Raw genomic sequence first — 24,511 nt, forward strand, 5'->3', positions numbered from 1 at the left:
TTCACCCGAGCCTCACGCCGATCCGCTTCTCCTTACGCCAGATCACGGTGCAGGGCCGATGGCTTCCGTCGGCCTGGACGAACAGGGTGAAGTGCTCGGGGATGCCGACCGGGCTGGTGACGCCGAGCGCCGCGCCGGTGTCGGACAGGTTGCGCACGGTGCAGTCGATCGCGCCGCCGCCAAACTCGATGGTTCCGGCCTTCAGCACGCGATGCCTTGCCTTGTCGCGCCGTTCGTCCATGGAGAACAATCTACACCCAAAGTTGAAACAAGCGTTAAAAGCCGTCCCCCGGAGAATTACGTGGCGGGGCCAGCCGCCGGGGCGACGCTCACAGCGCCGGCTGAAACGTGTCGGCCTGCGCCATCCGCCAGGCGTCGCGGAAGCGCGGGTCTTCGGTGCCTTCAAGCAGCTCGCCCGGGCGCAGCGCCGGATAGAGCTGCTTGAAGGATTGCACCTGGGTCGTCGACATCCGTTGGCTGAAATGGATCGGGCGCAGCTGCTGCGGATGTTCGAGGCCGGCGGCGGCGATCAGCTCGGTGAGCGAATGCAGCGTCGCGTGGTGGTAATTGTGCACGCGGTCGATCTTGAGCGGCACGTAGAGCGCGCGCGCACGCGTCGGGTCCTGGGTCGCCACCCCGGTCGGACAGCGGTCGGTGTGGCAGCTCAGCGACTGGATGCAGCCGAGCGAGAACATGAAGCCGCGCGCGGAGTTGCAATAGTCAGCGCCGATCGCCATCGCCCGCGCCATGTCGAAGGCGGTCGCGATCTTGCCGGAAGCGCCGATCTTGATGCGGTCGCGCGCATTGATGCCGATCAGCGCGTTGTGGACGAAACTGACGCCCTCGCGCATCGGCATGCCGAGATGGTCCATGAATTCCAGCGGCGCCGCGCCGGTGCCGCCCTCATTGCCGTCGACGACGATGAAATCCGGATAGATGCCGGTCTGAAGCATCGCCTTGCAGATCGCCAGGAATTCCCAGGGATGGCCGATGCACAGCTTGAAGCCGGCCGGCTTGCCGCCGGAGAGGCGGCGCATCTCGGCGATGAACTGCATCATGCCTGTTGGTGTCGAGAACGCGCGGTGCGAGGCCGGCGAGATGCAGTCCTCACCCATCGCGACGCCGCGGATCTTGGAGATCTCCTCCGAGACTTTCGCGGCCGGCAGCACGCCGCCATGGCCGGGCTTGGCACCCTGGCTGACCTTGAGCTCGACCATCTTGATCTGGTCGTCGCCGGCCACGCGGGCAAACGCTTCGGGATCGAAGCTGCCGTCGAGATGACGGCAGCCGAAATAGCCGGAGCCGATCTCCCAGATGATGTCGCCGCCCATCTCGCGGTGATAGGGGCTGACGCCGCCCTCGCCGGTGTCGTGGGCGAAGCCGCCCTTTTTCGCACCGGCATTGAGCGCCCGCACCGCGTTGGGGCTGAGCGCGCCGAAGCTCATCGCGGAGATGTTGAACACCGAGGCCGAATAGGGCTTCTTGCAGTCGGGCCCGCCGATGCTGATGCGGAACTTCTCCCGTGCATGCGTCTTCGGCGAGACCGAGTGATGCATCCACTCATAGCCTTCGCGATAGACGTCCTCTTGCGTACCGAACGGACGCTTGTCGAGCTCCATCTTGGCGCGCTGATAGACCACCGCGCGGGTGTCGCGCGAGAACGGCATGCCGTCCTTCTCGCTCTCGAAGAAATATTGCCGCATCTCGGGGCGGATCTCTTCGAGCAGGAAGCGGATATGCGCCGAAATCGGATAGTTGCGCAGCACCGCGTGGCTCTTCTGCAGGAGATCGCGGACACCGAGCAGCGTCAGCGCGCCGAAAATCAGGATCGGGACCAGCAGGATGTCGAAGATCTTGCGGTCGACGATGCCGATGCCGATCAACAGCGCGGTGACCACCGTGCAGATCGTCAGCACGATGAAGCGCGGCGAGAATGGCAGCAGCAGGGTTTCCATGATCCCCTCTTCCGCCAGCGGCAGCCGTTTGGGGGATTGCTGCGTCTTGTTGTTGTCGGCCACGATTCCGATCCTCTCGCCAGCATGAGGCGGTACGATACGCCCTCGCCTGTCATACGGATATGACGCGGCCCTTGTTTCAGGCTAGCGAATTCGGCTGAGACAAATCAATCAGTCCGATGGGCGGGGTGCGGTGCAGCAAAGGGGTGAGAAGGGACGGGAGGGCCCGGGCGAACAGCCGCTACCGGCTGCAACTTGGAGCGGACACGCGCTTCCGCACATTCACCTGTCGTCCCGGGCAAGCGTAAGCGCAGACCCGGGACCCATAACCACAGGATTTTGTGGTGAGAGAAAGCCGTCACTCCGAGTCTTCGCCTGACCACGGCCAGTGGCAATGGCGACGAGCGCAAGCGCTGGGGTCCCGGATCGGCGCGCGCTTGCGGCGCGCTTGTCCGGGACGACGACTGAGTTGAGGGCTAGCAGTCCAGTACGATGGAGAGCTTCGCGAGCGGCGCTTACCGCTCGACGAACGCCTTCTCGATCACGAAATGGCCGGGCTTGTTGCCGCTGCCCTCGATGAAGTCGCGGCCTTCGAACATCACCTTCAGCTCTTCCAGCATCGCCGGGCTACCGCACATCATGATGCGGTCGGTGGCGATGTCGAGCGGGCCTTGGCCGATGTCGTTGAAGATCTGCTCGGAGCTGATGAGATCGGTGATGCGGCCGCGGTTCTTGAACGGCTCACGGGTCACGGTCGGGTAGTAAATCAGCTTGTCCGCGAGCAGCTCGCCGAACAGCTCGTCTTCGCGCAAGGAAGCCACGAGCCTCTCGCCATAGGCGAGTTCGGAGACCTGGCGGCAGCCATGCACCAGCACGATGGATTCGAACTGGTCGTAGACCTCGGGGTCCTTGATCAGGCTCGCGAAGGGCGCAAGGCCCGTCCCGGTCGAGAGCAGCATCAGCCGCTTGCCGGGAAGCAGATTGTCGGTGATCAGCGTGCCGGTCGCCTTGCGGCCGACCAGGATGGTGTCGCCTTCCTTGATCTTCTGCAGGCGCGAGGTCAGCGGACCGTCCTGCACCTTGATCGAGAAGAACTCGAGCTCTTCCTCGTGGTTGGCACTCGCCATGCTGTAGGCGCGCAGCAGCGGACGGCCGTCGATTTCGAGGCCGATCATCGCGAACTGGCCGTTCTGGAAGCGGAAGCCGGTATCGCGCGTGGCGCGGAAGCTGAACAGCGTATCGGTCCAGTGCTGGACGGAAAGAACCTTCTCTCGGTAAAACGCGCTCATGATTTTCGATATTCCGAATAATTGCGGTTTTCGGGCAACAGCGTTGTCCGGCCCTGAAATCGGGGCGGACACCATTGCCATGGCGGAGGATTTCGCGTGTGTGATCTACGCCATTGAGACCAATAATCAACCTCGTTTCGGATGCAATTGATGCCGATCAAACCGGCATTTGCGGCGGAATTGGCCGCATCATCAAGGATTCTGCTGCCCAGCGTGCGGGGCGGGCAATTTCTTTTCCCTCCAGGGCGCGATTGCAGCACTTAATTTCCGTCGCGCTCGCGAGAATTTCATTAAGAATAGCTCTGATTTTCCAGGCGATTGGCGCCAGCGCCCGCATTTTTGCGGCTTTCGGCGACAGGAACAACGGGAGGCACGGCCAGCGACATGGGCGACTGGGCAAGCGGGGAGCGAATCTTCGTTCAGGCGATCCGGCGCTATTGCGCGGACCACGGCATCACCGTCGATGTCCGCGCCGGCGGCTGGCTGATCGCGATGCGCCGGGGCGAGGTGCGCCATTTCGCCTTCGGCTACGACATCGGCCTCAACAGCGCCATCGCGCACCGCCTCGCCAACGACAAATCGGCGACATCAGAGGCATTGGCGCTGGCGGACGTGCCCTGCATTCCCCATCACCTCTTCCTCAACCCGAAGCTCGGCAAGAATGTCGTTGGCCCCCGCTGGCGCGACGCCATGCTCGAGCTGCTTGCTGGCCATCCGCAAGGCGTGGTGGTGAAGCCGAACGAGGGGACATCGGGCCGCTCGGTGTTCAAGGTGACGACCGAGGCGGAACTCGACCACGCGGCCAGCGACGTTTTCGCGATGAGCGCCGGACTCGTGATCTCGCCTTTTCTGGCGATCGAGGACGAGGTCCGTGTGGTGTTGCTCGGCGATGTGCCGCTCGTGGTCTACAGCAAGCAGCGCGGCAGAGATTGGCGACACAATCTCGATGCCGGCGCAAAGCCGGTGTTGCTAAGGGATGGCGAGGCTCGCGCGGCTTGCGTGAAACTCGCGGTCGATGCTGCGAGCGCCATCGGCATTATCTTTGCGTCAATCGATCTGGTGCGCATCGATGGCAAATGGCGCGTGCTCGAGATCAATTCCGGCGTCATGATGGAGGCGCTGGGCAAGCTGCATCCGGAACTGGTGCAGGCGACGTATGACGCGGCGCTGGACCGGGTGTTTGGGGACGTGCGCCACGAGCGATGACCTATCGCCGTCATCCTGAGGTGGCCGCTTCTTCAGCGGCCCTCGAAGGACGACAGCCCGTCTGACAGCTCGGCCGTTCATCCTTCGAGGCTCGCTCAGCGGTGCATTGACCGCTGGGCTCGCACCTCAGGATGACGGGGAGAGAGGCAATTGCCTCTAATTATTAATTATTCGCGCTGGCGGAATCGTCCATCGCCTTGAACGCCTCCTCCAATTGCAGCGAGATCGGCACGTTCAACCGTTCGCCGGTCGGAAGCCTCGCGGTGAACCATTTGTTGTAGAGCGGGACGAGGTCGCGGTTGGAGCCGAGCTTGCGGAAGGCACGCTCGACCAATGCGGACAATTGCGGCTCGCCTTTCCTGAACATGATGCCGTAGGGATCGTAGGACAGATAATCGCCGGTGACGCGAAACTTGTCCTGCGCCTTGTGACGCGCGATCAGGCCGAACAGCAGGATGTCGTCGGTCGCGAACGCGTCGGCCTTGCCCTCGGCGAGCATCTGGTACGACTGCTCGTGATCGCTGGCGGTGACGATGTTGAGGCCGAGCGAGAACTTCTTGTCGGCCGCATGCATCGCCTGCTCGTTGGTCGTGCCCTTGGTCACCACCACGGTCTTGCCCTTGAGATCGGTGACCCCTGCGACGTTCGATGCCTTCGGCACCATCAGCTTGGTGCCGGCGACGAACATCAAGGGCGAGAAGGCGACGCGCTTGCCGCGCTCGGCGTTGGCGGTGGTCGAGCCGCATTCGAGATCGATCTTGTTCTGGAGCACGGCGTCGATGCGGTCGTCCGAGGTGACCTTGACGTAGTCGATCTTCAAATTGGGATCGTCGACCTCGACGCCGATCTCCTCGACGATCGCCTCGCACAGCTCGAGGCTGTAGCCGATCGGGCGGCCCGACTGGTCGAGGAAGGAGAACGGCGGCGAGCTTTCGCGGTAGCCGAGCCGCACAGTGTGCGCCTTCTTGATGGCCTGCAGCGTCGGGCTGAGCCCTTCGCCACCAGTCTGGGCGGACGCCGAGGTCGCGAACAACGAGGTCGCCAACAAAAAAGATGTCCCGAGCAACGAGGCCGCCAGCCACAGCCGTCCTGAGGTCAGCGACCTCGCCAATATCTGGCCCATGGTTCACTCCTACCCATGGCCGGCCATTGCGGGCACTTCGCCCGGCACCATGTCGTCGGGCACGGCGTCACTGGGGCCCATCGCGTGCTCGGGCCCGAGCTCGCCTTCCCATTTGGCCACGACCGAGGTCGCCAGCGTGTTGCCGATCACGTTGGTGGCGCTGCGGCCCATGTCGAGGAAGGTGTCGATGCCCATGATCATCAACAGGCCCGCCTCGGGGATGTTGAACTGCGCCAGGGTCGAGGCAATCACGACGAGGGACGCGCGCGGCACGCCGGCGACGCCCTTGGAGGTGATCATCAGCGTCGCCAGCATCGCGAGCTGGGTCCCGAGCGGCATGTCGATGTGATAGCTCTGCGCGATGAAGACGGCCGCAAAGGTGCAGTACATCATCGTGCCGTCGAGGTTGAAGGAATAGCCGAGCGGCAGCACGAAGCTCGAGATCCGCGACGAAGCGCCGAAGCGGTTGAGCGCCTCCAGCGTCTTCGGATAGGCCGCCTCCGAGCTCGCGGTCGAGAACGCGATCATCAGCGGTTCGCGGACCAGCTTCAAGAGATGGCTGTAGCGTGGCCCGATCACGATGAAGCCGACGATGACCAGGATCGTCCACAGGATCGCCAGCGACAGATAGAAGCCGCCCATGAAGACGACCAGCTTCCAGAGCACCAGGAGGCCGTTCTTGGCGACCGTCGCGGTGATGGCGGCCCACACCGCGAGCGGCGCGAACAGCATCACGTAGCTCGTCACCTTGAGCATGATGTGGCCGATATCGTCGATCAGCGCCAGGATCGGCTTGGAACGCTCGGGCATCGCCCCCATCGCCACCGAGAAGAACACGGCGAAGATCACGATCTGGAGAATCTCGTTCTGCGCCATCGCATCCGCGATCGAGGTCGGAATCAGATGGGTCAGGAATTTCTCGATCGAGAAAGCCGAGACCGGCAGACCGGTCGATTGGCTCGCCGCAGGCAGCGTGCCCGGGAAGTTCGCGCCGGGCTGGAGCAGGTTGACCATGATCAGGCCGAGCAGCAGCGAGACGAAGGAAGCGCTGACGAACCAGCCCATGGTCTTGGCGAAGATGCGGCCGAGCTTGGAGCCCGAGCCCATATGGGCGATGCCACCGACCAGGGTCGCGAACACCAGCGGCGCGATGATCATCTTGATCAAGCGCAGGAACATCATGGCGATCAGGTTGATGGAGGAGGCCCACTCGGCGCGCGTGTCGGGCAGGAAGTTGTAGATCGCCGACCCCATGACGATGCCAAGCACCATCGCCGCCAGAATGTATTGCGTAAACCTGTTGGACATCATTGACCCCCACGTACACCGGCGCTTCATGATGTCGCAGAAGGGAGAGCGACGCAACACGCTTTGCGTGTGATCGCGTTTTCAGGATGTTCCCATTGTGAAATGGAACGCGGCGATCTAGCCTTCATGCAGTGCACAACGAATGCAGCTTGCACGTTTTGTTTGCGGCGGCTGCATCAACAATCGTCAAACAATCGAAGAGGGGAACGCCATGAGCGGCAACATCAATCGCCAGATTCTTCTGGTGGAGAAACCCAGCGGCAAGCTCGGCCCCGAGCATTTCAAGATGGTGGACGGCGCGGTGCCGGAACCGAAGGACGGCGAGGCCCTGCTGCGCGTGCGCTACATTTCGCTCGACGCCGCCAACCGCGCCTGGATGCACGGCGCGACCTACCGCTCCGCGGTCGAGGCCAACAGCGTGATGGCCGGCGGCGCCATTGCCGAGGTCGTCAGCTCGAAAGCCGAGGGGCTTGCGCCCGGTGACATCGTGTTCGGCGACACCGGCTGGCAGGAATTTGCCGCGGTGGCCGCAAAGCATCTCACCAAGATGCCGAAGCTCGAGCCCATGACGCATCTGCTCAGCGTGTTCGGCATCGCCGGCCTCACCGCCTATTTCGGCCTGCTGGAGATCGGCAAGCCGAGAGAAGGCGAGACGGTCGTGGTCTCCGCAGGCGCAGGCTCGGTCGGCTCGATCGTCGGGCAGATCGCCAAGATCAAGGGATGCCGCGTGATCGGCATCGCCGGCGGCGCGGACAAGTGCAACTGGCTGACCTCCGAGCTCGGCTTCGATGCCGCCGTCGACTACAAGGATGGCGCGGTGTTCAAGGCGCTGCGCGCAGCCGCTCCGAAAGGCATCGACGTCTATTTCGACAATGTCGGCGGCGACATTCTCGAAGCCTGCCTGCCGCAGATGAACAATTACGGCCGCATCGCCTGCTGTGGCGCGATCTCGCAGTATGACGGCGCGCCCGCCGCGCACGGACCGCGCGGCGTGCCGGGGCTGATCGTGGTGAAGCGGCTCATCATGCAGGGCTTCATCGTGATGGATTACATGAAGGAGAGTCCGCGCGCGCTGGCCGACCTTCAGGCCTGGGTCAAATCCGGCAGACTGAAGGTGCAGGAAGACATCATCGACGGATTGCAGAACACACCAGGGGCGTTGATCGGATTGCTCGCGGGCGAGAACCGCGGCAAGCGGATGGTTAGGCTCTGACGATTTCGGCACGTCGTATCTGCGCCAGCATAATCTACTTGCGGTAGCAGCCGAAGCGGCCAATGATATCGCTCGCGAGGCATCACTCGCGACGACTGCGACTGCGCGACTCTGATTGATCGTCAAGAAATATCGACAGGGCAGGAATTCATCCAGATGTTCAACACGTTGAAACAAGTCTCAACGCGCACCGTGTTGCTGGCGGCGGCGCTGTTCGCAGCTGCAGCATCCGCGTTCGCGCAAGCGCCGACCGAGGCGCAGAAGGACGCGATGCGGTCCGCGTGCCGCTCGGACTTCATGGCGCACTGCGCGAGCGTCACGCCCGGCGGCGTGGAGGCGTATCAATGCCTGAACAAGAACATGTCGAGCCTGTCATCGAGATGCCAGACCGCGGTGCGCGCCGTCGAGCCCGCTGCGGCACCGAAGACCGAAGCCGCTCCCGCCGCGCCAAAGACTGAAGCTGCGCCCAAGGAGGCCGCTCCCAAGGCGGAGCCGGCGCCTGCAGCGCCGAAGTCCGAGACCGCCCCCGCTGCAAAGCCGGCCGCGCCGGCGCCGAAGGCCGCCGCCGCCAAGCAGCCGAGCAGCGCACAACTTGCTGCGATCAAGAGTTCATGCCGCGCCGACTATCCCAAGGTGTGCGCCGGCGTGCCGCCGGGCGGCGCGTCCGCGCTCGAATGCCTGGAGAAGAACAAGGCAAAAGTCTCGCCCGCCTGCGAAAAGGCCGTGAGCGCCGCGGCCGGCGGTGGCACCGCAGCGACGGCCGCGCCCGCAGGTGCGGCTCCCGCGGCAGCGGCTCCCGCGGCGGCGGCGCCGACGGCCGCACCGGCGGTGATCGTCTTGCGCCCTTTGCTGCCGCGCGAAGAGCTGTTCATCGCAAGGTCGGCCTGCGGCGCCGACATCCGCTCCCTCTGCGCCGGCGTCGCGCCCGGCGGTGGCCGCATCATTCAGTGCATCTCAAACAGGGCCGCCTCGCTGTCGCCCGCGTGCAAGGACGTGCTGGCTCCGTTCGCGGTGCGATGAGATCGCGCGCCAAAGCGCAAACATGATCGACGGCGTACGCGAATGAATTGCCGCACGCGGAAACGACAAATCTATTGCAAATATCCGATTTCGATCACGACAAGCCGGGAGGACAACATGCGTTCATTGCTGCTCGTTGCTTCTGCGCTCCTCGCCTTCGGAGCGACCATGACCCTCGAGGCCACCGATGCCAATGCGGTGGTGTGCGCCCGCGGGGTCTATCGCGCCGGCTGCGCCGGCCCGAACGCGGCCGTCGTCGTTCGCAAGCCGGTTCCGGCGGTCCGCTGCACCCGGGTGCTTGTCAACGGCGTCTACGTGAAGCGCTGCGTCTGAACGCGGCGGATGGCCAAGCCGGCGCGGTTTGGTTATGATTCGGACCTGACGGTTTCGGACGCGCGTAAAACGTGTGTCCGAAGATAAGCTTCGACGCGCCCCGCGCATGGCCGAAATTCCGCTGGCGCAGGACGCCGGAGCACATTAGTCTACCCCTAGATAGTAAGTATACTGTCAATTAGGGAGGCAGACGTTGCGGATCGCCGTGATTGGCGGGGGGCCCGGTGGGCTCTATTTCGCCTATCTCTGGAAGAAGCGCCACCCCGAGGATCAGGTCGACCTGTTCGAACAGAACCCGGCCGACGCGACCTGGGGCTTTGGCGTCGTGTTCTCCGACCAGGCCCTGGAATTCCTGCGCGCCGACGACCCCGAAACGGTCGATGCGATCGCGCCGCATATGGAGAGCTGGGAGAACATCACGCTGAACCTCGGTGGCGACAGCGTCGCCATCGACGGGGTCGGCTTCTCTTCGATCGGCCGGCTCGAACTGCTCCGATTCCTGCAGCAGCGCGCGCTCGACGCCGGCGTCACGCCGCGCTTCGACACGCCGATCCACGCCATCGACCAGCTCAATGGGCATGATTTGATCGTCGCCGCGGACGGGCTGAATTCGCTGGTGCGCCGGGCCTATGAGGGCGATTTCGGCACCTCGCTGTCCTACTCCTCCAACAAGTTCGTCTGGTACGGAACCTCGAAGCGGTTCGACACGCTGTCGCAGACCTTCGTGAAGACCGACCGCGGCGCCTTCAACGCCCATCATTACCGTTACTCGCCGGCGATGAGCACCTTCCTGGTCGAATGCGACCACGCAACCTGGCAGGCCTACGGCTTCGCCTACAAGGACGTCGAACAGTCCAAGGGCGTCTGCGAAGAGGTGTTCGCGGACACGCTTGGCGGCCATTGCCTCGTCTCCAACAAATCGGTCTGGCGCAACTTTCCCTGGGTCTGGAACGAGCATTGGTCGTTCAAGAACATGGTGCTGCTCGGCGATGCCCTGCACTCCGCGCATTTCTCGATCGGCTCGGGCACGCGGCTCGCGATCGAGGACGCCATCGCGCTGGTCAAGGCGCTGGAATCGGATGCGCACCTTGCCACAGCGCTGCATCGCTACCAGGCCGCGCGAAAGCCGGTGGTGCAGAAGCTGGTCAATGCCGCGCGCACGTCGGCGTTCTGGTACGAGCATTTTGCCCAGCACATGAAGCTCGACCTGATGGATTTCGCCTACAGCTACATTACCCGCTCCGGCCGTATCGACGATTCCCGGCTGCGCGCGATGTCGCCGGCCTTCATGGCCCGCTACGAGGCGGCCAAGAACGACGGAGACGAGGCATGAGCAACGAGATTCGCGACCAGGTGCCCACGGGCGGCGAGGGGGCACGCGAGATCGGCTTTGCCGTTCCTGAAATCTACAACGCCAGCCGCGTGCTGTTCGACAATCTCGGCAAAAGCCGTGGCGACAAGCTCGCGCTGTTGGGTCCCGCGGGCACGCGAACCTATGCCGAGCTCTGCAATGAGGCTTGCCGCTGGGGCAACGGCTTTGCGTCACTGGGCCTCAAGCGCGGCGACCGCGTGCTGTTGTTTCTCGACGACACCCCGGCCTACCCGGCTGCCTTCTTCGGCGCGGTGCGCGCCGGCTTCGTGCCGCTCTTGATCAACACGCTGACGCCGCCGGATCTCCTGCAATTCTATCTCGCCGATTCCGGCGCGGCTGTTGCAGTAGCAGATGCCGAATTCGCGGCGCGCTTCAATGCGGAGGCTTGCAAGGACACGAAGCTGCGCACGCTGATCGTCGTCAACGGCGAGACAGGCGAGCATGCCGCGCCTGCATCGATCTCTGCCGCAGCATGGCTCGCGCAATTCCCGGCCGAGCTGGCGGAGGCGGACACCCATCGCAACGAGATGGCGTTCTGGATGTATTCCTCGGGGTCGACCGGACGGCCCAAGGGCATCGTGCATCTCCAGCACGACATGGCCTATAGCGAGGCCGCCTTTGCACAGAGCGTGCTGAAGCTGACGCCTGATGACATCTGTTTTTCGGTGCCGAAGATTTTCTTCGCCTATGGTTTCGGCAACTCCATCACCTTCCCGTTCTCGGCTGGAGCTGCGACGCTGCTGCTGCCGGGCCAGCCGAAGCCCGCATCGATCTTTGCGGCGATCGAGCAATACAGGCCAACGGTCTTCTTCGGCCTGCCGACGCTCTATACCTCGCTGACCAAGGCCGATGGCGCGGACAAGACCGACTTCTCGTCGCTGCGCATGTCGCTCTCCGCCGCCGAGGTGCTCTCGGCCGAAGTCTTCAACGGCTGGAAGGCACTCACGGGTCTCGAAATCATCGAAGGCCTCGGCTCGACCGAAGTGCTGCACATCTATCTTTCCAACCGGCCCGAGCAGAAGAAGTTAGGTGCCGCGGGCCTACGCGTTCCCGGCTACGAGATCGCGCTCCGCGACAAGGAGGGCCGCGACGTCGGCGACAACGAGGAAGGCATTTTGTGGGTGCGCGGCGATTCCAACACGCCGCTGTACTGGAACCGGCCAGACAAATCCGCCGAGACCATTCGCGAGGGCGGCTGGATCTACACCGGTGATCGCTTCGTCCGTGATGCCGACGGCTTCCACTTCTTCCGCGGCCGCGCCGATGATCTCATCAAGATCTCGGGCCAGTGGGTCTACCCGCTCGAGGTCGAGCTCTGCCTCGCCGACCACCCCGATATCCGCGAATGCGCGGTGTTCGCCGCCGAGCTACCGGACCGCCGCATGACGCTGAAGGCGGTGGTGGTGATGAACAACCGCACGGCCGACCAGGGTGCCACGACGCGGCGGCTGCAGGATTATGTGAAGGGCAAGCTGCTGCCGTACAAATACCCACGCGAGGTGATCTTCATCGACGAGCTGCCGAAGACGGGGACGGGGAAGATTGATCGGCAGGCGTTGCTCCGGATGTGAAGCGAGGACGGAGAAACACGCGCAGCCATCGTAGGGTGGGCAAAGCGATCCGCCGTAGCTCGAAGAGCGAAGGCGGAAGCGTGCCCACCACTTCTGATCCGTTGGAGAGAGGTCGTGGGCACGGCGCAAGGGCGCCTTGGCCCACCCTACGAGATATGAGCACGAGGCGCCAACGTCGCCCCACACACTTCCCTCACCCCGCCTTCCCCAGATGCTCCAGCGCATCCTCTGCCCGCAGCGGCACGCGTGACGCTTCGTTGTTGAGGTCGACGAGCTGCACCAGCAGCCCCATCAGCGTCTTGCGTTCCGTGGGCTTCAGCGGCTCCAGCATGCGCGCCTGGGCGCGCTCGACCGCGGGGATGATCTCGCGCAGGATCGCGGCGCCTGATTTCGTCAAATAGAGCAGCTTGATCCGCTTATCCTCGGGCGCCGGCTTGCGCTCGATATAGTCCTTGGCCTGCAGCCGCTCGATCACGCTGCCGAGCGTGGAGCGGTCGAAGGCGATCACCGCCGAGAGCCGCGTGGCGTCGATGCCGGGATGGGTGTGGATCGCGATCAACGCCGCATATTGCACTGGGGTGAGGTCGAACGCCTTGCACTCCTCCATGAAGATGGAGACCGCGATCTGCTGCATGCGCCGGAACAGATAGCCCGGCGCGGCATAGACGGCGTCGATCGTGATCGGAGCGGGCGGCTTACTCGGCATCGGGTTGCTTCTCCGGCGCGGCATCGGCGAAGGCTGCAAGCGCCTTGGCGGCAGCTTCCGCCCTCAGCAGGCGCGGATAGGCGGAGACATCGACACCGAAGCGGCGCGCATTGGCGAGTTGCGGCACTAGGCAGAGATCGGCCAGCGTCGGCGCAGCGCCGAAGCAGAACGGGCCTGCTTCGTCCTTGATCAGCGTCTCGCAGGCCGACAGTCCCTCGCGGTTGACCCAGGCCGCCCAGTCCTGGACCTTCTCCTCGGGCAGACCAAGCTCCCGCAACCGCGCCAGCACTTTCAGGTTCTGCACCGGATGGGTGTCGCAGGCGATCGCCAGCGCAAACGCCCTCACCTTGGCGCGCCGCAGCGGATCCTTCGGCAGCAGCGGCGGATTGGGGTGCGTCTCGTCGAGCCATTCGATGATGGCGACCGATTGGGTCAGCACTGCGCCCGCATCGTCCTCCAAAGCGGGCACCAAGCCTTGCGGATTGATGGCGAGATAGGCGGGTGCGCATTGCTCGCCTTTGCGCAGATGATGTGGCAGATGCGCAGCACTGAGGCCCTTGAGATTCAGCGCGATGCGCACCCGGTAGGCGGCGCTGGAACGGAAATAGCCGTGCAGCTTCATCGGAACCCTCCCTCTCGTTCGTCACGTTGACGCTACCTAGATCGTCAGTATACTGTCAATCAACAAAACGATCGGGAGCAGCAGCCATGGAAGCCGTGACCAAGACGCCGGAACGCGAGGCGTTCTACCGGAAGATCGACGGCGAAAACCTCACCGCGCTGTGGACGGTGATGGGCGATTTGATCACGCCGGAGCCGAAGAGCGCCTGCCGGCCGCATCTCTGGAAGTTCGATGTCATCCGCGACTACATGACGGAAGCCGGCAAGCTCATCACCGCTAAGGAGGCGGAGCGGCGTGTGCTGGTGCTGGAGAACCCCGGCCTGCGCGGTCAGTCCAAGATCACGACCTCGCTCTATGCCGGCGTGCAGATGGTGGTGCCCGGCGACGTCGCGCCCGCCCATCGCCACAGCCAGTCCGCACTGCGCTTCGTGCTCGAAGGCAAGGGCGCGCATACCGCCGTCGACGGCGAGCGCACCGCGATGGAGCCCGGCGACTTCATCATCACGCCGTCGATGACCTGGCACGATCATTCCAACGAAACCAACGAGCCGATGTTCTGGCTCGACGGTCTCGACATTCCGCTCGTGCAGTTCTTTGATTGCTCCTTCGCGGAAGGATCGCAGGAAGACCAGCAGAAGATCACAAGGCCGGCCGGTGACAGCTTTGCGCGCTACGGCCACAATCTCTTGCCTGTCGATGTGAAGCGTTCGTCGAAAACCTCGCCGATCTTCAGCTATCCCTATGCCTACACCCGTGAAGCGCTCGAGAAGGCGAGGACGAGCCAGGAATGGGACGCCTGTCACGGACTGAAGCTGAAGTTCAGCAATCCCGAGACCGGCGATTTTGCGATGCCGACCATCGGCACCTTCATCCAGCTGCTGCCCAAGGGCTTCAAGACCGCGCGCTATCGGTCGACCGACGCCACCGTGTTCTGCCCGATCGAAGGCAAGGGCCGCAGCCGCATTGGCGATGCGGTTTTCGAATGGGGCCCGCGCGATTTGTTCGTGGTGCCGAGCTGGCACTGGGTCACGCACGAGGCGGATGAGGATGCCGTGCTGTTCAGCTTCTCGGATCGGCCGGTGCAGCAGAAGCTGGATCTGTTTCGCGAGGACAGAGGCAACGGGTGATGCTCTCGTAGGTCTCGTAGGGTGGATTAGCCGAAGGCGTAATCCACCAACTTCGTTCAAATGCGGAAACAGTAGAGGTGGGTTACGCCTCGCGGTTTGCGCTTCGCGCAACCCGTGAGGCTAACCCACCCTACGGCTGCGGAGTATGCCTCACCGCCAGTGCAGCAGCCTTGTCTCCAGCCAGCCGATCACCTTTCCTACCGCCAGCCCAAACACCGACAGGATCACCACGCCCGCGAGCAGCTGATCGGTCTGCATCAGATTGCCGGCCTGCAGCACGAAGGCGCCGATGCCGTATTGGGCGCCGATCATCTCGGCGCTGACGACGAGCAATAGCGCGACGGAGGCGGTGATGCGGAAGCCGGCGAGGATCGCGGGCAGCGCGCCGGGCCAGATCACCTTGCGCACGATAGTCGCGAAGGGAACGTTGAAGCTCTGCGCCATGCGGATGAGGTTGCGCGGCACCGCGTCGACGCCGCTATAGACCGAGATCGCGGTCGAGAAGAACACCCCGAGCGCAATGGTCGCGATCTTCGGCTCTTCGCCGATCCCGAGCCAGAGAATGAGCAGTGGCAGCAGCGCGATCTTCGGGATCGGGAACAGCGCCGAGATGAAGGTGATGCCGACGCTGCGCGCCAGCCGCGACAGGCCGATGGCAAAGCCGACCGCGATACCGGCCGCGGTGCCGAGCAGCCAGCCGACGCCGATGCGCAGCAGCGAGGCCGAAACATGCTGCCAGAGTGCGCCCGAGATCGCGAGTTGGTAGATCGCGCGCGCGATCGCCGACGGCGGCGGCAGAAACAGCGGATTGACGAGACCAATGCTGCCGGCGGCCTGCCAGATCGCGATGACGAGGGCGAGCGCGATCCAGCCGCCGAAGCGGCTCGATGCAGGCACGAAGCCGGCGCCGCGAAAGCGGACGGGGCGGATCGCTTCGTTCTTTGCCGCCGCTTCCGTTGCCGCACGGTCAAGCATGCTGGACCTCGCGCTCGGCATCGATCGCCTCGTTGCGGATCAGCGACCAGATCTGGTTCTGCAGCGCCAGCAGCTTCTCACGCGATGCCGCTTCGCTGCGCGCGGCGCGCGTCATCGGCACGGTCACGACCTCGCGGATGCGGCCCGGACGGCGCGACAGCACCACGATGCGGTCGGCGAGCCGCGCCGCCTCTTCGAGATTATGGGTGACATAGACCGCGCCCATGCCGCCATCGGCGAGCAGGCGGACGAAATCCTCCATCAAGAGCTCGCGGGTCTGCGAATCCAGCGCCGACAGCGGCTCATCCATCAAGAGAATGGCGGGCTTGACCACAAGCGCGCGCGAAATGCCGACGCGCTGGCGCATTCCGCCGGAGAGCTGCTTTGGATAGGTCTTGCGAAAATCGGTCAGCCCCGTGCGGCGCAAGGCATCATCGACCAGCGCGCGACGCTGCGCGGCCGAAAGCTGGGTATGCAGCAGCGGGAATTCGACGTTCTCCTCGACCGTGGCCCAGGGCAGCAGCGCAAAATCCTGGAACACGAAGGTGAGCGGATTGAGACTGTCCGCCGGCGGCGAGCCCCGCAGCTCAGGCGCGCCCGAGGTCGGCTGCAGCAGGCCGCCGAGGATCGACAGCAGCGTGCTCTTGCCGCAGCCCGAGGGCCCGACAATCGCCACCACCTCACCCGCGCTGACGGTGAAGGAGACGTCGTCGAGCACGGCGAGGTCGCCGAAGCGGTGGGTGATGTGGCTGCCGATCAGGTCCATGAGCTAAGCGCCTCCACCTCTCGACCCGTCATCCTGAGGTGCACGACTTGCGGCTTGCCGCAAGTCGAGCCTCGAAGGATGTGCGGCCCGGATGCCGCTCGGCCGTTCATCCTTCGAGGCTCGCAGCGCAGTGCTAGCGCACTGCGCCACTCGCACCTCAGGATGACGGGGATAGAGACGAGCGCGCAGCATCAATCCGCCTTCACAAATTCCTTCGCGATAATCGCGTCGGCATCAAAGCCCTTGTCCGCGAATCCCTGCTCCTGCAGCCATTTGATCTGGTTGTCGACGTTCTTCACGTCGAGCTTGCCGTCGGGATCGATATAGGCGCAGTTGCCGACCACCTGCTCGACCGGCAGATTGGTGTATTTGGCGATGATCTCCAGCAGCGGCTTGGTCTTGTCGTTGATCGGCGCAACGCCGTCCTTCATCGCGGCGAGGATGACGTCGTGATATTCGCGATCCGCCTTGGCGAGCGCGCCGAGCAGTTTTGTCACCAGCGCCTTGTTGGCCAGCGTCTTCGGCGAGGCGAACACCGCGCCCAATTGCCAGGGCGTCTCGTCGCCGACCCAGCCCAGGAATTTCGCGCCGCCCTCGTCCATCAGCTTTCGCGCCGTGGAGATCGGCAGCAGCGCCGCATCGACGGTCTCGCCCTTCAGCGCAGCCGCCGCATTCGACAGCGATTGCAGCGGCACGATCTTCACGTCCGCGAGCTTGAAGCCGTATTTGTCGGCGAGCAGGCCGAGCGAATAGTGGAAGCTCGATCCGACCTGCGTCATCGCCACGCGCTTGCCGGCGAGATCCTTCGGCGTCTTCAGCCCGGCCGCGTAGGCGTTGTTGCTGGCGAAATAGCCGATCAGGGGATAGCCGGCCTTCTCGCGGCTCATGCCGCCGATCACCTTCAGCGTGCCCTTGCCGGCAAGGTTATAAAGGCCCGCGGTGAAGGCGGTGATGCCGAAATCGACGTCGCCCGAGGTGGTGGCAACCGCGATCGGCTGCGCCGCATCGAAGAATTTCAGCTCGACCTCGAGGCCGGCCTCGCGGAAATAGCCCTTGTCCTGCGCGATGAAGACGGGCGCGGAGGACGACAGGCGAAGCACGCCGATCCTGGCCTTGAGCGCGTCTTCGGCCCGGGCTGAGCCCACCGCCATCATCGCCAAAAGGCTGGCTGCCGCAAGCCGCGCAAACCCGATCATCCCGTTTCTCCCTCGTCGTTTCTTTCAGCAGTCCATTACAGGCCCTCAGGGACGGGTTGGTCCCGGCCAATGAAGGCGCCCTGTTGTTTCAACGTTTCCTGCAATTTTTCAACGGGAATGTCACGCGGGATCCGGTTTCCGGACAGCGCCAGCGCGGCGGCGGAACCGGCGGCCTCCCCCATCACGAAACAGGCCCCGGACACCCGCGCCGCCGACTGCCCCTCATGGGTCATCGAGGCGCAGCGGCCGGCGACCAGGAGATTGTCGACGCCTTCAGGCACCAGCATCCGGTACGGCAGCTCGTTATAGCCGCGCGAGTCCGGGATCGGCGGGAAGGTGAAGACGACGTCGCCGGGCACATGGGCCTCGATCGGCCAGCCATTGACGCCGATGGAATCGGTAAACGAGGCGCAGCCGAGCACGTCCTCGCCGCTGAGCTGGTAGCCGCCCTTGATGCGGCGGGTCTCGCGGATGCCGAGCTGCGGCGGCAGATCGACGATGTAGGATTTTTCGAAACCGGGCACGGTGCGCAGAAATTCGAACGCAGCAAGCGCCTGCTTGCGGCCCTCGATCTCGCCGCGAGTGAGATCGTCGGGCTCGACGCCGTTGATGGCATGGCCATCCTCGCGCGCCACTTGCGTAAAGTTCACCCGCCATTCGATACCGGATTTTTGCGGCCGCACGATCGCGCTTTTGCGCGGAAATTGATGCGTGCCGGCCGCGGTGGCCTTCTCCATCAATTGGGGAATGGTCCGCCAGGCTTCGCCTGCCTTCACGGGATCGATACCGTTGAGGCGGAGCATCATCGAGGGATACAGGGGATGGCCGTGCTCGTCGCCGATGTCGAACGGCGCGCCGGCCCAGACCGCGAGGTCACCGTCGCCGGAGCAGTCGATGAAGATCTCTGATCGCACCGCCCGCCGGCCGGCCTTGGTCTCGACCATCAGCGCATCGATGCGGCTGTCATCGCCCATCACGACACCGGCGCCGAGCGCGTGGAAGAGAATGTGCACCTTGTGGCTTGTGAGCAGCTCGTCGGCCGCGATCTTGTAGGCGGCGGTATCGTAGGCCTGGGCGAAGACCTTGCCGAGGATCAGATGCGGCGTGTTGAGACCGCCCAGCCGATCGATCCGCGCGAGCAATTCCGAGGCCATGCCCTGTACCAGCCGGCGATGCTCGCCGTAGACATTGCCATGCAGGCCGCAGAAATTGGTGACGCCGGCCGCCGTCCCCATGCCGCCGAGGAAGCCGTAGCGCTCGATCAGCAGCGTCTTCCGCCCGGCGCGCGCAGCTGAAGCCGCAGCGACAATACCGGCCGGGCCGCCGCCGAGCACGACGACTTCGTATTCGCCATAGAGCGGCACCTGGCGTGCCGGTTCTTCGATCGTCGTTGCCCGCATGGCGCGTTCCTTCCCAAAATCTCTTGCTTGGGTGCGACTATGAATTAACGCGAGGCAGGGTACAATCCACCAAAATACGCGATCAGCTTTCGCGGATCGAGAAAGGTCGACATGGATATCCTGGTGAACCTGCAGGCCTTCCTCGCCACCGCGGATGCGGCCGGATTCTCCGCCGCCGCGCGAAAACTCGATGTCTCGACCTCGGTCGTCGCCAAGCGCGTCACGCAGCTGGAGGCGCGGATCGGCACGCCGCTGTTTCACCGCTCGACCCGGCAATTGCGGCTGACCGAAGCCGGGCAGCGCTACGTGCATCGCGCGCGCGGCGTGGTGACGGATGCCACCGACCTGCTCTCACGCATGGGCGAGAAGGGCCACGATCTCGTCGATCATCTCCGCATCAAGGCGCCGACATCGCTAACAGTGGCACGGCTCGCCGATGCCTTCAGCGCATTCCAGACCCAGAACCCGAAGCTCAAGCTCGATATCGTGCTGATCGATCGCCCGGTCGATCCCGTCACCGAAGGCTTCGACATCGCCATCGGCGCCTTCCCGCATTCATTCGGTGGCGTGGTCGACGAGCCGCTCTGCGCGCTGAAGCGCCTGCTCTGCGCTTCGCCGGCCTATTTGAAGAAGCATGGCACGCCAAAACATCCGCGCGATCTCGTCGAGCATCGCTGCCTCAGCTTTCTGCCGACCGGGCCGGAATGGGTCTTCGACGGGCCGCGCGGCCGCATCAGCATCCAGGTCAGCCCGCTGCTCTCCTCCAACGAGGGCCACGTGCTGGCGCGCAGCGCCATCGCCGGCAACGGCATCGCGCTGCTCTCGCATTATCTCGTGGCGGATGCGCTGCGCGACGGCACTCTGAAGCCGGTGCTGCGCGACTTTCCGATCCCGGAGCTGTGGGTGAAGGCCGCGATCCCCGAGCGGCGACGCAATGCGGCCGCGGTGCAGGCGCTGCTGACGCTGCTGAAAACGTCACTGGCGCCGTCGCTGTAGGCATGGTTGCGCACCCGGTGGCCGTAGCCCGCATGAGCGAAGCGACATGCGGGACTTCTCGCGGCATTCCCGGATATCGCTTCGCTCATCCGGGCTACGGAGTGCACCCCGTGTCGCGCATCTTGTCACAAGATCGCAGTTGCTCTCGCCGGGCGGACCTGAGAGAAGGGCCGCCATGGATACGATCGCTTTGAGATTTGCCCTGCCCGCCCTCGTCGCGCTCACGCTGTTCGCTGCTCCCGCCGCAGCCGTGGAGCAAAACTGCCGCTTCATCCAGGCCAAGCCCGAGCGCGAGGCCTGCTACAAGCGGCAGGAGGACGAACTCGCCGCGAAGCGCAAGCCCGTTGCGCCTGCCAATGAGGGCCAGACACTCGAAACGCTGCGCCAGATGCGGCAGGACGACGACGCCGTCTATCGCAGCATCAACAACATCTGCCGCGGCTGCTAACGCTCAGCCGTTCCCACCGCTCCACTTCGCCGCCCGCTTCTCCGCAAAGGACGCCAACCCCTCCGCCGCCTCCGCGCTCGGGCGCTTGAGCGAATGCAGCTGCACGAGCCGCGTATATGCGGCATCGTCCACGGCCATGCCGCCGAACGAGCTCTCCAGCGCGAGCTTCTTGGTCTCGGCCATCGCCTTCGGCCCGTTGGCCAACAGATGCTCGACGACCTTGCTACCTGCAGCTTCGAGTTCGGCGAGCGGCACCACCTCGTGGACGAGGCCGATGCGGCGCGCGTCTTCAGCGCCAAAACGTTCGCCGGTGAGTGCGTAACGGCGGACTTGCCGTACGCTAATGGCGTCGCAGAGCTGCGGGATGATGATGGCCGCCGTCAGGCCCCAGCGCACTTCGGTGATGGAGAACAGGGCATTGTCGGCTGCGATCACGACGTCGCAGGCCGCGATCACGCCGGTACCGCCGCCGAAGCAGCCGCCCTGCACCAAGGCGACAGTCGGAATCGGCAGCGTGTTGAGCCGCTGCACGGCCTCGAAGGTCGCGCGCGAGGCGGCTTCGTTGGCCTCAGTCGATTGCGGGCGCACGCCGTTGATCCATTTCAGGTCGGCGCCGGCCTGAAAGTGCTTGCCGTTGCCCCGGAGCACGACGACGCGAAGGTTCGGCTTTTTGCCGAGATCGTCCATGGCCGCGAGCACGCCCGCGATCAGCGCGCCGTCATAGGCATTGTTGACCTCCGGCCGGTTCAACGTGACGGTCGCAACCCCACGCTCATCAAGGCTCCACAGGACGGGGCTGGCAGTCATCGGCGATCCTCCGGTCAGTTGCTTGGCACGCACTATGGCCGAGGCAACGCGCCCCGATCCATATCTTTCCAGCGTGGGGCGGTCGCGCCCATCGCATGGCGGCTTGTGTCATGCTGCCAACTGATGGCACCAAGGGACAGGACGGAATCATCATGCGCATCTGCATTTTCGGCGCGGGCGCCGTCGGCAGCCACATCGCGGTCCGGCTGGCCCGCGCCGGCCACGAGGTCAGCTGCGTGATGCGGGGCGCGCATCTCGAGGCGGCGCGCGCCAATGGCCTGAAGCTCCGTGTCGGCGATTCCGAGGTTAGCGCCAAGGTGAATGCCTCAGGCGATGCGGCCCAGCTTGGCCCCCAGGACGTCGTGATCTCGACGCTGAAGGCGACTGCGCTGCCGGGGCTGGTTTCCAGCATCAAGCCGCTGCTCCAGGATGACACCGCCATCGTGTTCGCGCAGAACGGCATTCCCTGGTGGTACGGGATCGGCCTGCCGCCGCGGCACCCGGCCCCGCCGGATATTTCCTTCCTCGATCCCGGCGGGCGCCTGCGGGCCTGCATTCCGAAGGAGCGGATCATCGGCGGCGTGGTCTTCTCCTCCAACGAGGTGACCGCGCCCGGCGTCGTGCACAACCTCACCCCGGACCGCAACCGCGTGCTCATCGGCGAATGCGACGACCGCAATTGCGAGCGGATCACCAGGCTGCGCGGCGTCTTCAACGACGCCCGGCTGGAATCGCCGCCGGTGGCCGAAATCCGCGAGGCGATCTGGTCAAAGCTGCTGACCAACATGTCGCTCTCGGTGCTGTGCCTGCTCACCGGCCAGACCGCGCGCGGCGTGCGCGACGACCCGGCTTTCACCGAGGTCATTCCGCGCATGCTGAACGAAGCCAACGACATCGCCCAGCACTTCATTCCCGAGGTCAAGCGCGTCACGCGCAGCGGCCCTGCCCCCAACCACAAGCCATCGCTGCTGCAGGATTATGAGCTCGGCCGCGCCATGGAGATCGACGTGCTGGTCAGGGCGCCCGCCGCCTTCGCGCGCACGGCCGGCCTGTCGACCCCAACGCTCGACCTGATCGCCGCGCTGGCGATCCAGAAGGCGCGCGACAAGGGACTTTATTCGGCGTGAGCCTCAGGCAAGTTGGTCGATCCAGGCCGCGAGCCTGTCGAGCACCTCGGTCAGCGCTTCTTCATTCGTCCGGCCGGACTTCTTCAGCACCGCGAAGGAGTGGTCGCCGCCTTCGATCTCATGCAAGGTCGCCTTCGACCCGAGCGCTGCGATGACGGGCTTGAGGATCCCGAGGTCGGCCAGCCCATCGCGTGTTCCCTGCAGGAACAGCGTGGGGATGGCGATGCCGGCCAGATGTGCGGCGCGCTCGGACGAGGGCTTCTTGTCGGCATGCAGGGGAAAGCCGAGAAAGGCGAGCCCCTTCACATCAGGCAGCGGCGCCTTCGACTGCGCCTGCGAGGTCATGCGGCCGCCGAACGACTTTCCGCCGGCGACGAGCTTCAATCCTGGGCACAGCCGCGCCGCCTCCGCGACTGCCGCGCGGATGGCGGCGTGCGCGACGGCCGGCTGGTCGGGACGTCCTTTCTTCTCTTCCATGTAGGGAAAATTGAAGCGGAACGTCGCGATGCCGCGGCCCGCGAGGCCTTCTGCAACTTTCCCCATGAAGGAATGCCGCATGTCGGCGCCGGCACCGTGCGCCAGGACATAGCAGGCGCGCGCGTTGTCGGGCTGCGTGAGGATCGCGGAGACCGCGCCGATACGCGCGATGTCGAGCTTGAGCTCTTTTGTTTTGCCAGCCACAATCAACCATCCCGACAGAAGCTGTTACGGCCGCCTTGGTAGCGTCCCCGGCGCAGCCTGAAAACACAATAATTGCCGCGGCTGGCTGGCCTACCAAGCCCAGGCCGTATCAACCGAGGTGACCATGTCCTACCGCTCCTCCTGGATGACCGAAGAGCTCGATGTCTTCCGCGACCAGTTCCGGAAATATCTTGCCAAGGATCTGGCGCCGCATGCCGAAAAATGGCGCGAGCAGAAGATGGTCGACCGCTTCGCCTGGCGCGGGCTCGGCGAGATGGGCGCGCTGCTGGCGAGCGTGCCGGAGGAATATGGCGGCCTGGGCGCGACCTTCGCCTACGACGCCGCCGTGCTGGACGACCTCGAAAGCACGGTGCCGGAGCTGACCACCGGCGTCTCCGTGCACAGCGCCATCGTCGCGCACTACGTCCTCAATTACGGCTCGGAGGAGCAGAAGAAGCGCTGGCTGCCGAAGATGGCCTCCGGCGAGATGGTCGGCGCCATCGCCATGACCGAACCCGGCACCGGCTCGGACCTGCAGGCCGTCAAGACCACGGCGAAGAAGCAGGGCAACTCCTACGTCATCAACGGCCAGAAGACGTTCATCACCAACGGCCAGGCCGCCGATCTCGTCATCGTGGTCGCGCGCACCGGCGAAGCTGGCGCCAAAGGCATTTCGCTGATCGTGGTCGAGACCGCAGGCGCAGACGGCTACAAGCGCGGGCGCAACCTCGACAAGATCGGCCTGCACGCCTCCGACACGTCGGAGCTGTTCTTCGACAACGTGACCGTGCCGCCCGAAAACCTGCTCGGCAAGGAGGAAGGCCAGGGTTTTGTCCAGCTGATGCAGCAACTGCCGCAGGAGCGCCTCGCGCTCGCGGTCGGCGCCGTCGCTTCGATGGAGCGCGCGGTCAAACTCACAGTCGAGTACACCAAGGAGCGCAAGGCGTTCGGCAAGCCGCTGATGGACTTCCAGAACACCGCCTTCAAGCTCGCCGAGCGCAAGACCGAGGCGATGATCGCACGCGTCTTCGTCGATTGGTGCATCGAGCGCCTGGTCGCCGGGGACCTCGACACCGTCACGGCGTCGATGGCGAAATACTGGTGCTCGGAGAAGCAGGTCGAGACCGCCGACGAATGCCTCCAGCTGTTCGGCGGCTATGGCTACATGCAGGAATACCCGATCTCGCGCATCTTCATCGATTCCCGCATCCAGAAGATCTATGGCGGCACCAACGAGATCATGAAGCTGCTGATCGCGAGATCGCTGTAG

Annotated in this window: 25 protein-coding genes; 11 read left to right on the forward strand and 14 right to left on the reverse strand. The window is 64.5% G+C overall.

From position 1 onward, the window contains the following. Position 1: 1 nt before the first annotated feature. The 4 genes from IVA79_RS02870 to IVA79_RS02885 all read right to left on the reverse strand — a co-directional run bounded on the left by IVA79_RS02870 (position 2) and on the right by IVA79_RS02885 (position 3,608). On the reverse strand, positions 2-241 hold the full coding sequence (locus tag IVA79_RS02870) for a PilZ domain-containing protein (RefSeq protein WP_247550262.1): 240 nt from the start codon (positions 239-241) through the stop codon (positions 2-4). An 88-nt stretch (positions 242-329) separates the two neighbouring features. Continuing rightward, entirely contained in the window at positions 330-1,955 is a 1,626-nt protein-coding gene (locus IVA79_RS02875; RefSeq protein WP_247550553.1) for an FMN-binding glutamate synthase family protein, read from the reverse strand. Positions 1,956-2,470: 515 nt separating this feature from the next. Further along, the gene (locus IVA79_RS02880; protein WP_247550263.1) at positions 2,471-3,244 is read right to left on the reverse strand and encodes a ferredoxin--NADP reductase; all 774 of its coding nucleotides are present in this window, start codon (positions 3,242-3,244) and stop codon (positions 2,471-2,473) included. Positions 3,245-3,401: 157 nt separating this feature from the next. Next, positions 3,402-3,608, reverse strand: a complete 207-nt coding sequence (locus IVA79_RS02885; RefSeq protein WP_247550264.1) for a hypothetical protein — start codon at positions 3,606-3,608, stop codon at positions 3,402-3,404. A gap of 20 nt (positions 3,609-3,628) precedes the next feature. On the opposite strand from IVA79_RS02885, the gene IVA79_RS02890 reads away from it, so the two are divergent. Then, on the forward strand, positions 3,629-4,450 hold the full coding sequence (locus IVA79_RS02890) for a RimK-like protein (protein WP_247550265.1): 822 nt from the start codon (positions 3,629-3,631) through the stop codon (positions 4,448-4,450). Positions 4,451-4,613: 163 nt separating this feature from the next. Here the strand turns inward: IVA79_RS02890 and IVA79_RS02895 are convergent, their stop codons facing one another. Together IVA79_RS02895 and IVA79_RS02900 are read right to left on the reverse strand one after the other, a co-directional pair. Continuing rightward, a complete protein-coding gene (locus tag IVA79_RS02895; RefSeq protein ID WP_247550266.1) occupies positions 4,614-5,573 on the reverse strand; it encodes an amino acid ABC transporter substrate-binding protein in 960 nt (319 codons plus the stop codon). Between the two features lie 9 nt (positions 5,574-5,582). Further along, a complete protein-coding gene (locus IVA79_RS02900; RefSeq protein WP_247550554.1) occupies positions 5,583-6,881 on the reverse strand; it encodes a dicarboxylate/amino acid:cation symporter in 1,299 nt (432 codons plus the stop codon). Between the two features lie 211 nt (positions 6,882-7,092). Between IVA79_RS02900 and IVA79_RS02905 the strand changes: the two genes are divergently transcribed. From IVA79_RS02905 to IVA79_RS02925, 5 genes are all read left to right on the forward strand, one after another. Beyond that, a complete protein-coding gene (locus IVA79_RS02905; protein WP_247550267.1) occupies positions 7,093-8,094 on the forward strand; it encodes an NADP-dependent oxidoreductase in 1,002 nt (333 codons plus the stop codon). A gap of 156 nt (positions 8,095-8,250) precedes the next feature. Next, on the forward strand, positions 8,251-9,114 hold the full coding sequence (locus IVA79_RS02910; protein ID WP_247550268.1) for a cysteine rich repeat-containing protein: 864 nt from the start codon (positions 8,251-8,253) through the stop codon (positions 9,112-9,114). Between the two features lie 117 nt (positions 9,115-9,231). Then, positions 9,232-9,447, forward strand: coding sequence for a hypothetical protein (locus IVA79_RS02915; RefSeq protein WP_247550269.1), 216 nt, complete (start codon positions 9,232-9,234; stop codon positions 9,445-9,447). 193 nt (positions 9,448-9,640) lie between these two features. Continuing rightward, a complete protein-coding gene (locus IVA79_RS02920) occupies positions 9,641-10,780 on the forward strand; it encodes an FAD-dependent monooxygenase (protein WP_247550270.1) in 1,140 nt (379 codons plus the stop codon). After that, the gene (locus IVA79_RS02925; RefSeq protein WP_247550271.1) at positions 10,777-12,390 is read left to right on the forward strand and encodes a benzoate-CoA ligase family protein; all 1,614 of its coding nucleotides are present in this window, start codon (positions 10,777-10,779) and stop codon (positions 12,388-12,390) included. The genes IVA79_RS02920 and IVA79_RS02925 overlap by 4 nt, the downstream gene beginning before the upstream one ends. 193 nt (positions 12,391-12,583) lie before the next feature. Here the strand turns inward: IVA79_RS02925 and IVA79_RS02930 are convergent, their stop codons facing one another. Together IVA79_RS02930 and maiA are read right to left on the reverse strand one after the other, a co-directional pair. Continuing rightward, complete coding sequence (locus IVA79_RS02930; RefSeq protein WP_247550272.1) at positions 12,584-13,096, reverse strand: MarR family transcriptional regulator; 513 nt, start codon at positions 13,094-13,096, stop codon at positions 12,584-12,586. Further along, positions 13,086-13,718, reverse strand: coding sequence for a maleylacetoacetate isomerase (gene maiA, locus IVA79_RS02935; RefSeq protein ID WP_247550273.1), 633 nt, complete (start codon positions 13,716-13,718; stop codon positions 13,086-13,088). The genes IVA79_RS02930 and maiA overlap by 11 nt, the downstream gene beginning before the upstream one ends. 86 nt (positions 13,719-13,804) lie before the next feature. Here maiA and gtdA point away from each other — a divergent pair, with 86 nt between their 5' ends. Next, the gene (gene gtdA / locus IVA79_RS02940) at positions 13,805-14,845 is read left to right on the forward strand and encodes a gentisate 1,2-dioxygenase (protein ID WP_247550274.1); all 1,041 of its coding nucleotides are present in this window, start codon (positions 13,805-13,807) and stop codon (positions 14,843-14,845) included. 150 nt (positions 14,846-14,995) lie between these two features. Here gtdA and IVA79_RS02945 read toward each other — a convergent pair whose 3' ends face one another. From IVA79_RS02945 to IVA79_RS02960, 4 genes are all read right to left on the reverse strand, one after another. Next, complete coding sequence (locus tag IVA79_RS02945) at positions 14,996-15,820, reverse strand: ABC transporter permease (RefSeq protein WP_247550275.1); 825 nt, start codon at positions 15,818-15,820, stop codon at positions 14,996-14,998. Further along, on the reverse strand, positions 15,813-16,586 hold the full coding sequence (locus IVA79_RS02950; protein ID WP_247550276.1) for an ABC transporter ATP-binding protein: 774 nt from the start codon (positions 16,584-16,586) through the stop codon (positions 15,813-15,815). The genes IVA79_RS02945 and IVA79_RS02950 overlap by 8 nt, the downstream gene beginning before the upstream one ends. A 191-nt stretch (positions 16,587-16,777) precedes the next feature. Further along, positions 16,778-17,782, reverse strand: coding sequence for an ABC transporter substrate-binding protein (locus IVA79_RS02955; protein ID WP_247550277.1), 1,005 nt, complete (start codon positions 17,780-17,782; stop codon positions 16,778-16,780). 35 nt (positions 17,783-17,817) lie between these two features. Continuing rightward, positions 17,818-19,182 (reverse strand): FAD-dependent oxidoreductase, encoded by a 1,365-nt coding sequence (locus IVA79_RS02960; protein WP_247550278.1) that lies wholly within the window; start codon positions 19,180-19,182, stop codon positions 17,818-17,820. A 111-nt stretch (positions 19,183-19,293) separates the two neighbouring features. Here IVA79_RS02960 and IVA79_RS02965 point away from each other — a divergent pair, with 111 nt between their 5' ends. Continuing rightward, positions 19,294-20,178 carry a LysR family transcriptional regulator gene (locus IVA79_RS02965; RefSeq protein ID WP_247550279.1) on the forward strand — a complete coding sequence of 295 codons (885 nt, stop codon included), beginning with the start codon at positions 19,294-19,296 and terminating at the stop codon, positions 20,176-20,178. A 175-nt stretch (positions 20,179-20,353) separates the two neighbouring features. Next, positions 20,354-20,626, forward strand: coding sequence for a hypothetical protein (locus tag IVA79_RS02970; protein WP_247550280.1), 273 nt, complete (start codon positions 20,354-20,356; stop codon positions 20,624-20,626). Positions 20,627-20,629: 3 nt separating this feature from the next. On the opposite strand, the gene IVA79_RS02975 is transcribed toward IVA79_RS02970, so the two are convergent. Next, on the reverse strand, positions 20,630-21,433 hold the full coding sequence (locus tag IVA79_RS02975; protein ID WP_247550281.1) for an enoyl-CoA hydratase-related protein: 804 nt from the start codon (positions 21,431-21,433) through the stop codon (positions 20,630-20,632). A 152-nt stretch (positions 21,434-21,585) separates the two neighbouring features. Between IVA79_RS02975 and IVA79_RS02980 the strand changes: the two genes are divergently transcribed. Beyond that, a complete protein-coding gene (locus tag IVA79_RS02980) occupies positions 21,586-22,560 on the forward strand; it encodes a ketopantoate reductase family protein (RefSeq protein ID WP_346658142.1) in 975 nt (324 codons plus the stop codon). Between the two features lie 3 nt (positions 22,561-22,563). Here the strand turns inward: IVA79_RS02980 and IVA79_RS02985 are convergent, their stop codons facing one another. Beyond that, positions 22,564-23,241, reverse strand: coding sequence for an alpha/beta family hydrolase (locus IVA79_RS02985; RefSeq protein WP_247550283.1), 678 nt, complete (start codon positions 23,239-23,241; stop codon positions 22,564-22,566). Positions 23,242-23,365: 124 nt separating this feature from the next. On the opposite strand from IVA79_RS02985, the gene IVA79_RS02990 reads away from it, so the two are divergent. After that, the gene (locus tag IVA79_RS02990) at positions 23,366-24,511 is read left to right on the forward strand and encodes an acyl-CoA dehydrogenase family protein (protein ID WP_247550284.1); all 1,146 of its coding nucleotides are present in this window, start codon (positions 23,366-23,368) and stop codon (positions 24,509-24,511) included.

The organism is Bradyrhizobium sp. 138, assembly GCF_023074075.1.
GTDB lineage: Bacteria > Pseudomonadota > Alphaproteobacteria > Rhizobiales > Xanthobacteraceae > Bradyrhizobium.

Excerpts from the sequence above, each read along its gene's own strand:
- IVA79_RS02870 (WP_247550262.1), bottom strand. The coding sequence starts at position 241 with ATGGACGAACGGCGCGACAAGGCAAGGCATCGCGTGCTGAAGGCCGGA.
- IVA79_RS02875 (WP_247550553.1), bottom strand. The coding sequence starts at position 1,955 with ATGGAAACCCTGCTGCTGCCATTCTCGCCGCGCTTCATCGTGCTGACG.
- IVA79_RS02880 (WP_247550263.1), bottom strand. The coding sequence starts at position 3,244 with ATGAGCGCGTTTTACCGAGAGAAGGTTCTTTCCGTCCAGCACTGGACC.
- IVA79_RS02890 (WP_247550265.1), top strand. The coding sequence starts at position 3,629 with ATGGGCGACTGGGCAAGCGGGGAGCGAATCTTCGTTCAGGCGATCCGG.
- IVA79_RS02895 (WP_247550266.1), bottom strand. The coding sequence starts at position 5,573 with ATGGGCCAGATATTGGCGAGGTCGCTGACCTCAGGACGGCTGTGGCTG.
- IVA79_RS02900 (WP_247550554.1), bottom strand. The coding sequence starts at position 6,881 with ATGTCCAACAGGTTTACGCAATACATTCTGGCGGCGATGGTGCTTGGC.
- IVA79_RS02905 (WP_247550267.1), top strand. The coding sequence starts at position 7,093 with ATGAGCGGCAACATCAATCGCCAGATTCTTCTGGTGGAGAAACCCAGC.
- IVA79_RS02910 (WP_247550268.1), top strand. The coding sequence starts at position 8,251 with ATGTTCAACACGTTGAAACAAGTCTCAACGCGCACCGTGTTGCTGGCG.
- IVA79_RS02915 (WP_247550269.1), top strand. The coding sequence starts at position 9,232 with ATGCGTTCATTGCTGCTCGTTGCTTCTGCGCTCCTCGCCTTCGGAGCG.
- IVA79_RS02925 (WP_247550271.1), top strand. The coding sequence starts at position 10,777 with ATGAGCAACGAGATTCGCGACCAGGTGCCCACGGGCGGCGAGGGGGCA.
- IVA79_RS02930 (WP_247550272.1), bottom strand. The coding sequence starts at position 13,096 with ATGCCGAGTAAGCCGCCCGCTCCGATCACGATCGACGCCGTCTATGCC.
- maiA (WP_247550273.1), bottom strand. The coding sequence starts at position 13,718 with ATGAAGCTGCACGGCTATTTCCGTTCCAGCGCCGCCTACCGGGTGCGC.
- gtdA (WP_247550274.1), top strand. The coding sequence starts at position 13,805 with ATGGAAGCCGTGACCAAGACGCCGGAACGCGAGGCGTTCTACCGGAAG.
- IVA79_RS02945 (WP_247550275.1), bottom strand. The coding sequence starts at position 15,820 with ATGCTTGACCGTGCGGCAACGGAAGCGGCGGCAAAGAACGAAGCGATC.
- IVA79_RS02950 (WP_247550276.1), bottom strand. The coding sequence starts at position 16,586 with ATGGACCTGATCGGCAGCCACATCACCCACCGCTTCGGCGACCTCGCC.
- IVA79_RS02955 (WP_247550277.1), bottom strand. The coding sequence starts at position 17,782 with ATGATCGGGTTTGCGCGGCTTGCGGCAGCCAGCCTTTTGGCGATGATG.
- IVA79_RS02960 (WP_247550278.1), bottom strand. The coding sequence starts at position 19,182 with ATGCGGGCAACGACGATCGAAGAACCGGCACGCCAGGTGCCGCTCTAT.
- IVA79_RS02965 (WP_247550279.1), top strand. The coding sequence starts at position 19,294 with ATGGATATCCTGGTGAACCTGCAGGCCTTCCTCGCCACCGCGGATGCG.
- IVA79_RS02970 (WP_247550280.1), top strand. The coding sequence starts at position 20,354 with ATGGATACGATCGCTTTGAGATTTGCCCTGCCCGCCCTCGTCGCGCTC.
- IVA79_RS02975 (WP_247550281.1), bottom strand. The coding sequence starts at position 21,433 with ATGACTGCCAGCCCCGTCCTGTGGAGCCTTGATGAGCGTGGGGTTGCG.
- IVA79_RS02980 (WP_346658142.1), top strand. The coding sequence starts at position 21,586 with ATGCGCATCTGCATTTTCGGCGCGGGCGCCGTCGGCAGCCACATCGCG.
- IVA79_RS02990 (WP_247550284.1), top strand. The coding sequence starts at position 23,366 with ATGTCCTACCGCTCCTCCTGGATGACCGAAGAGCTCGATGTCTTCCGC.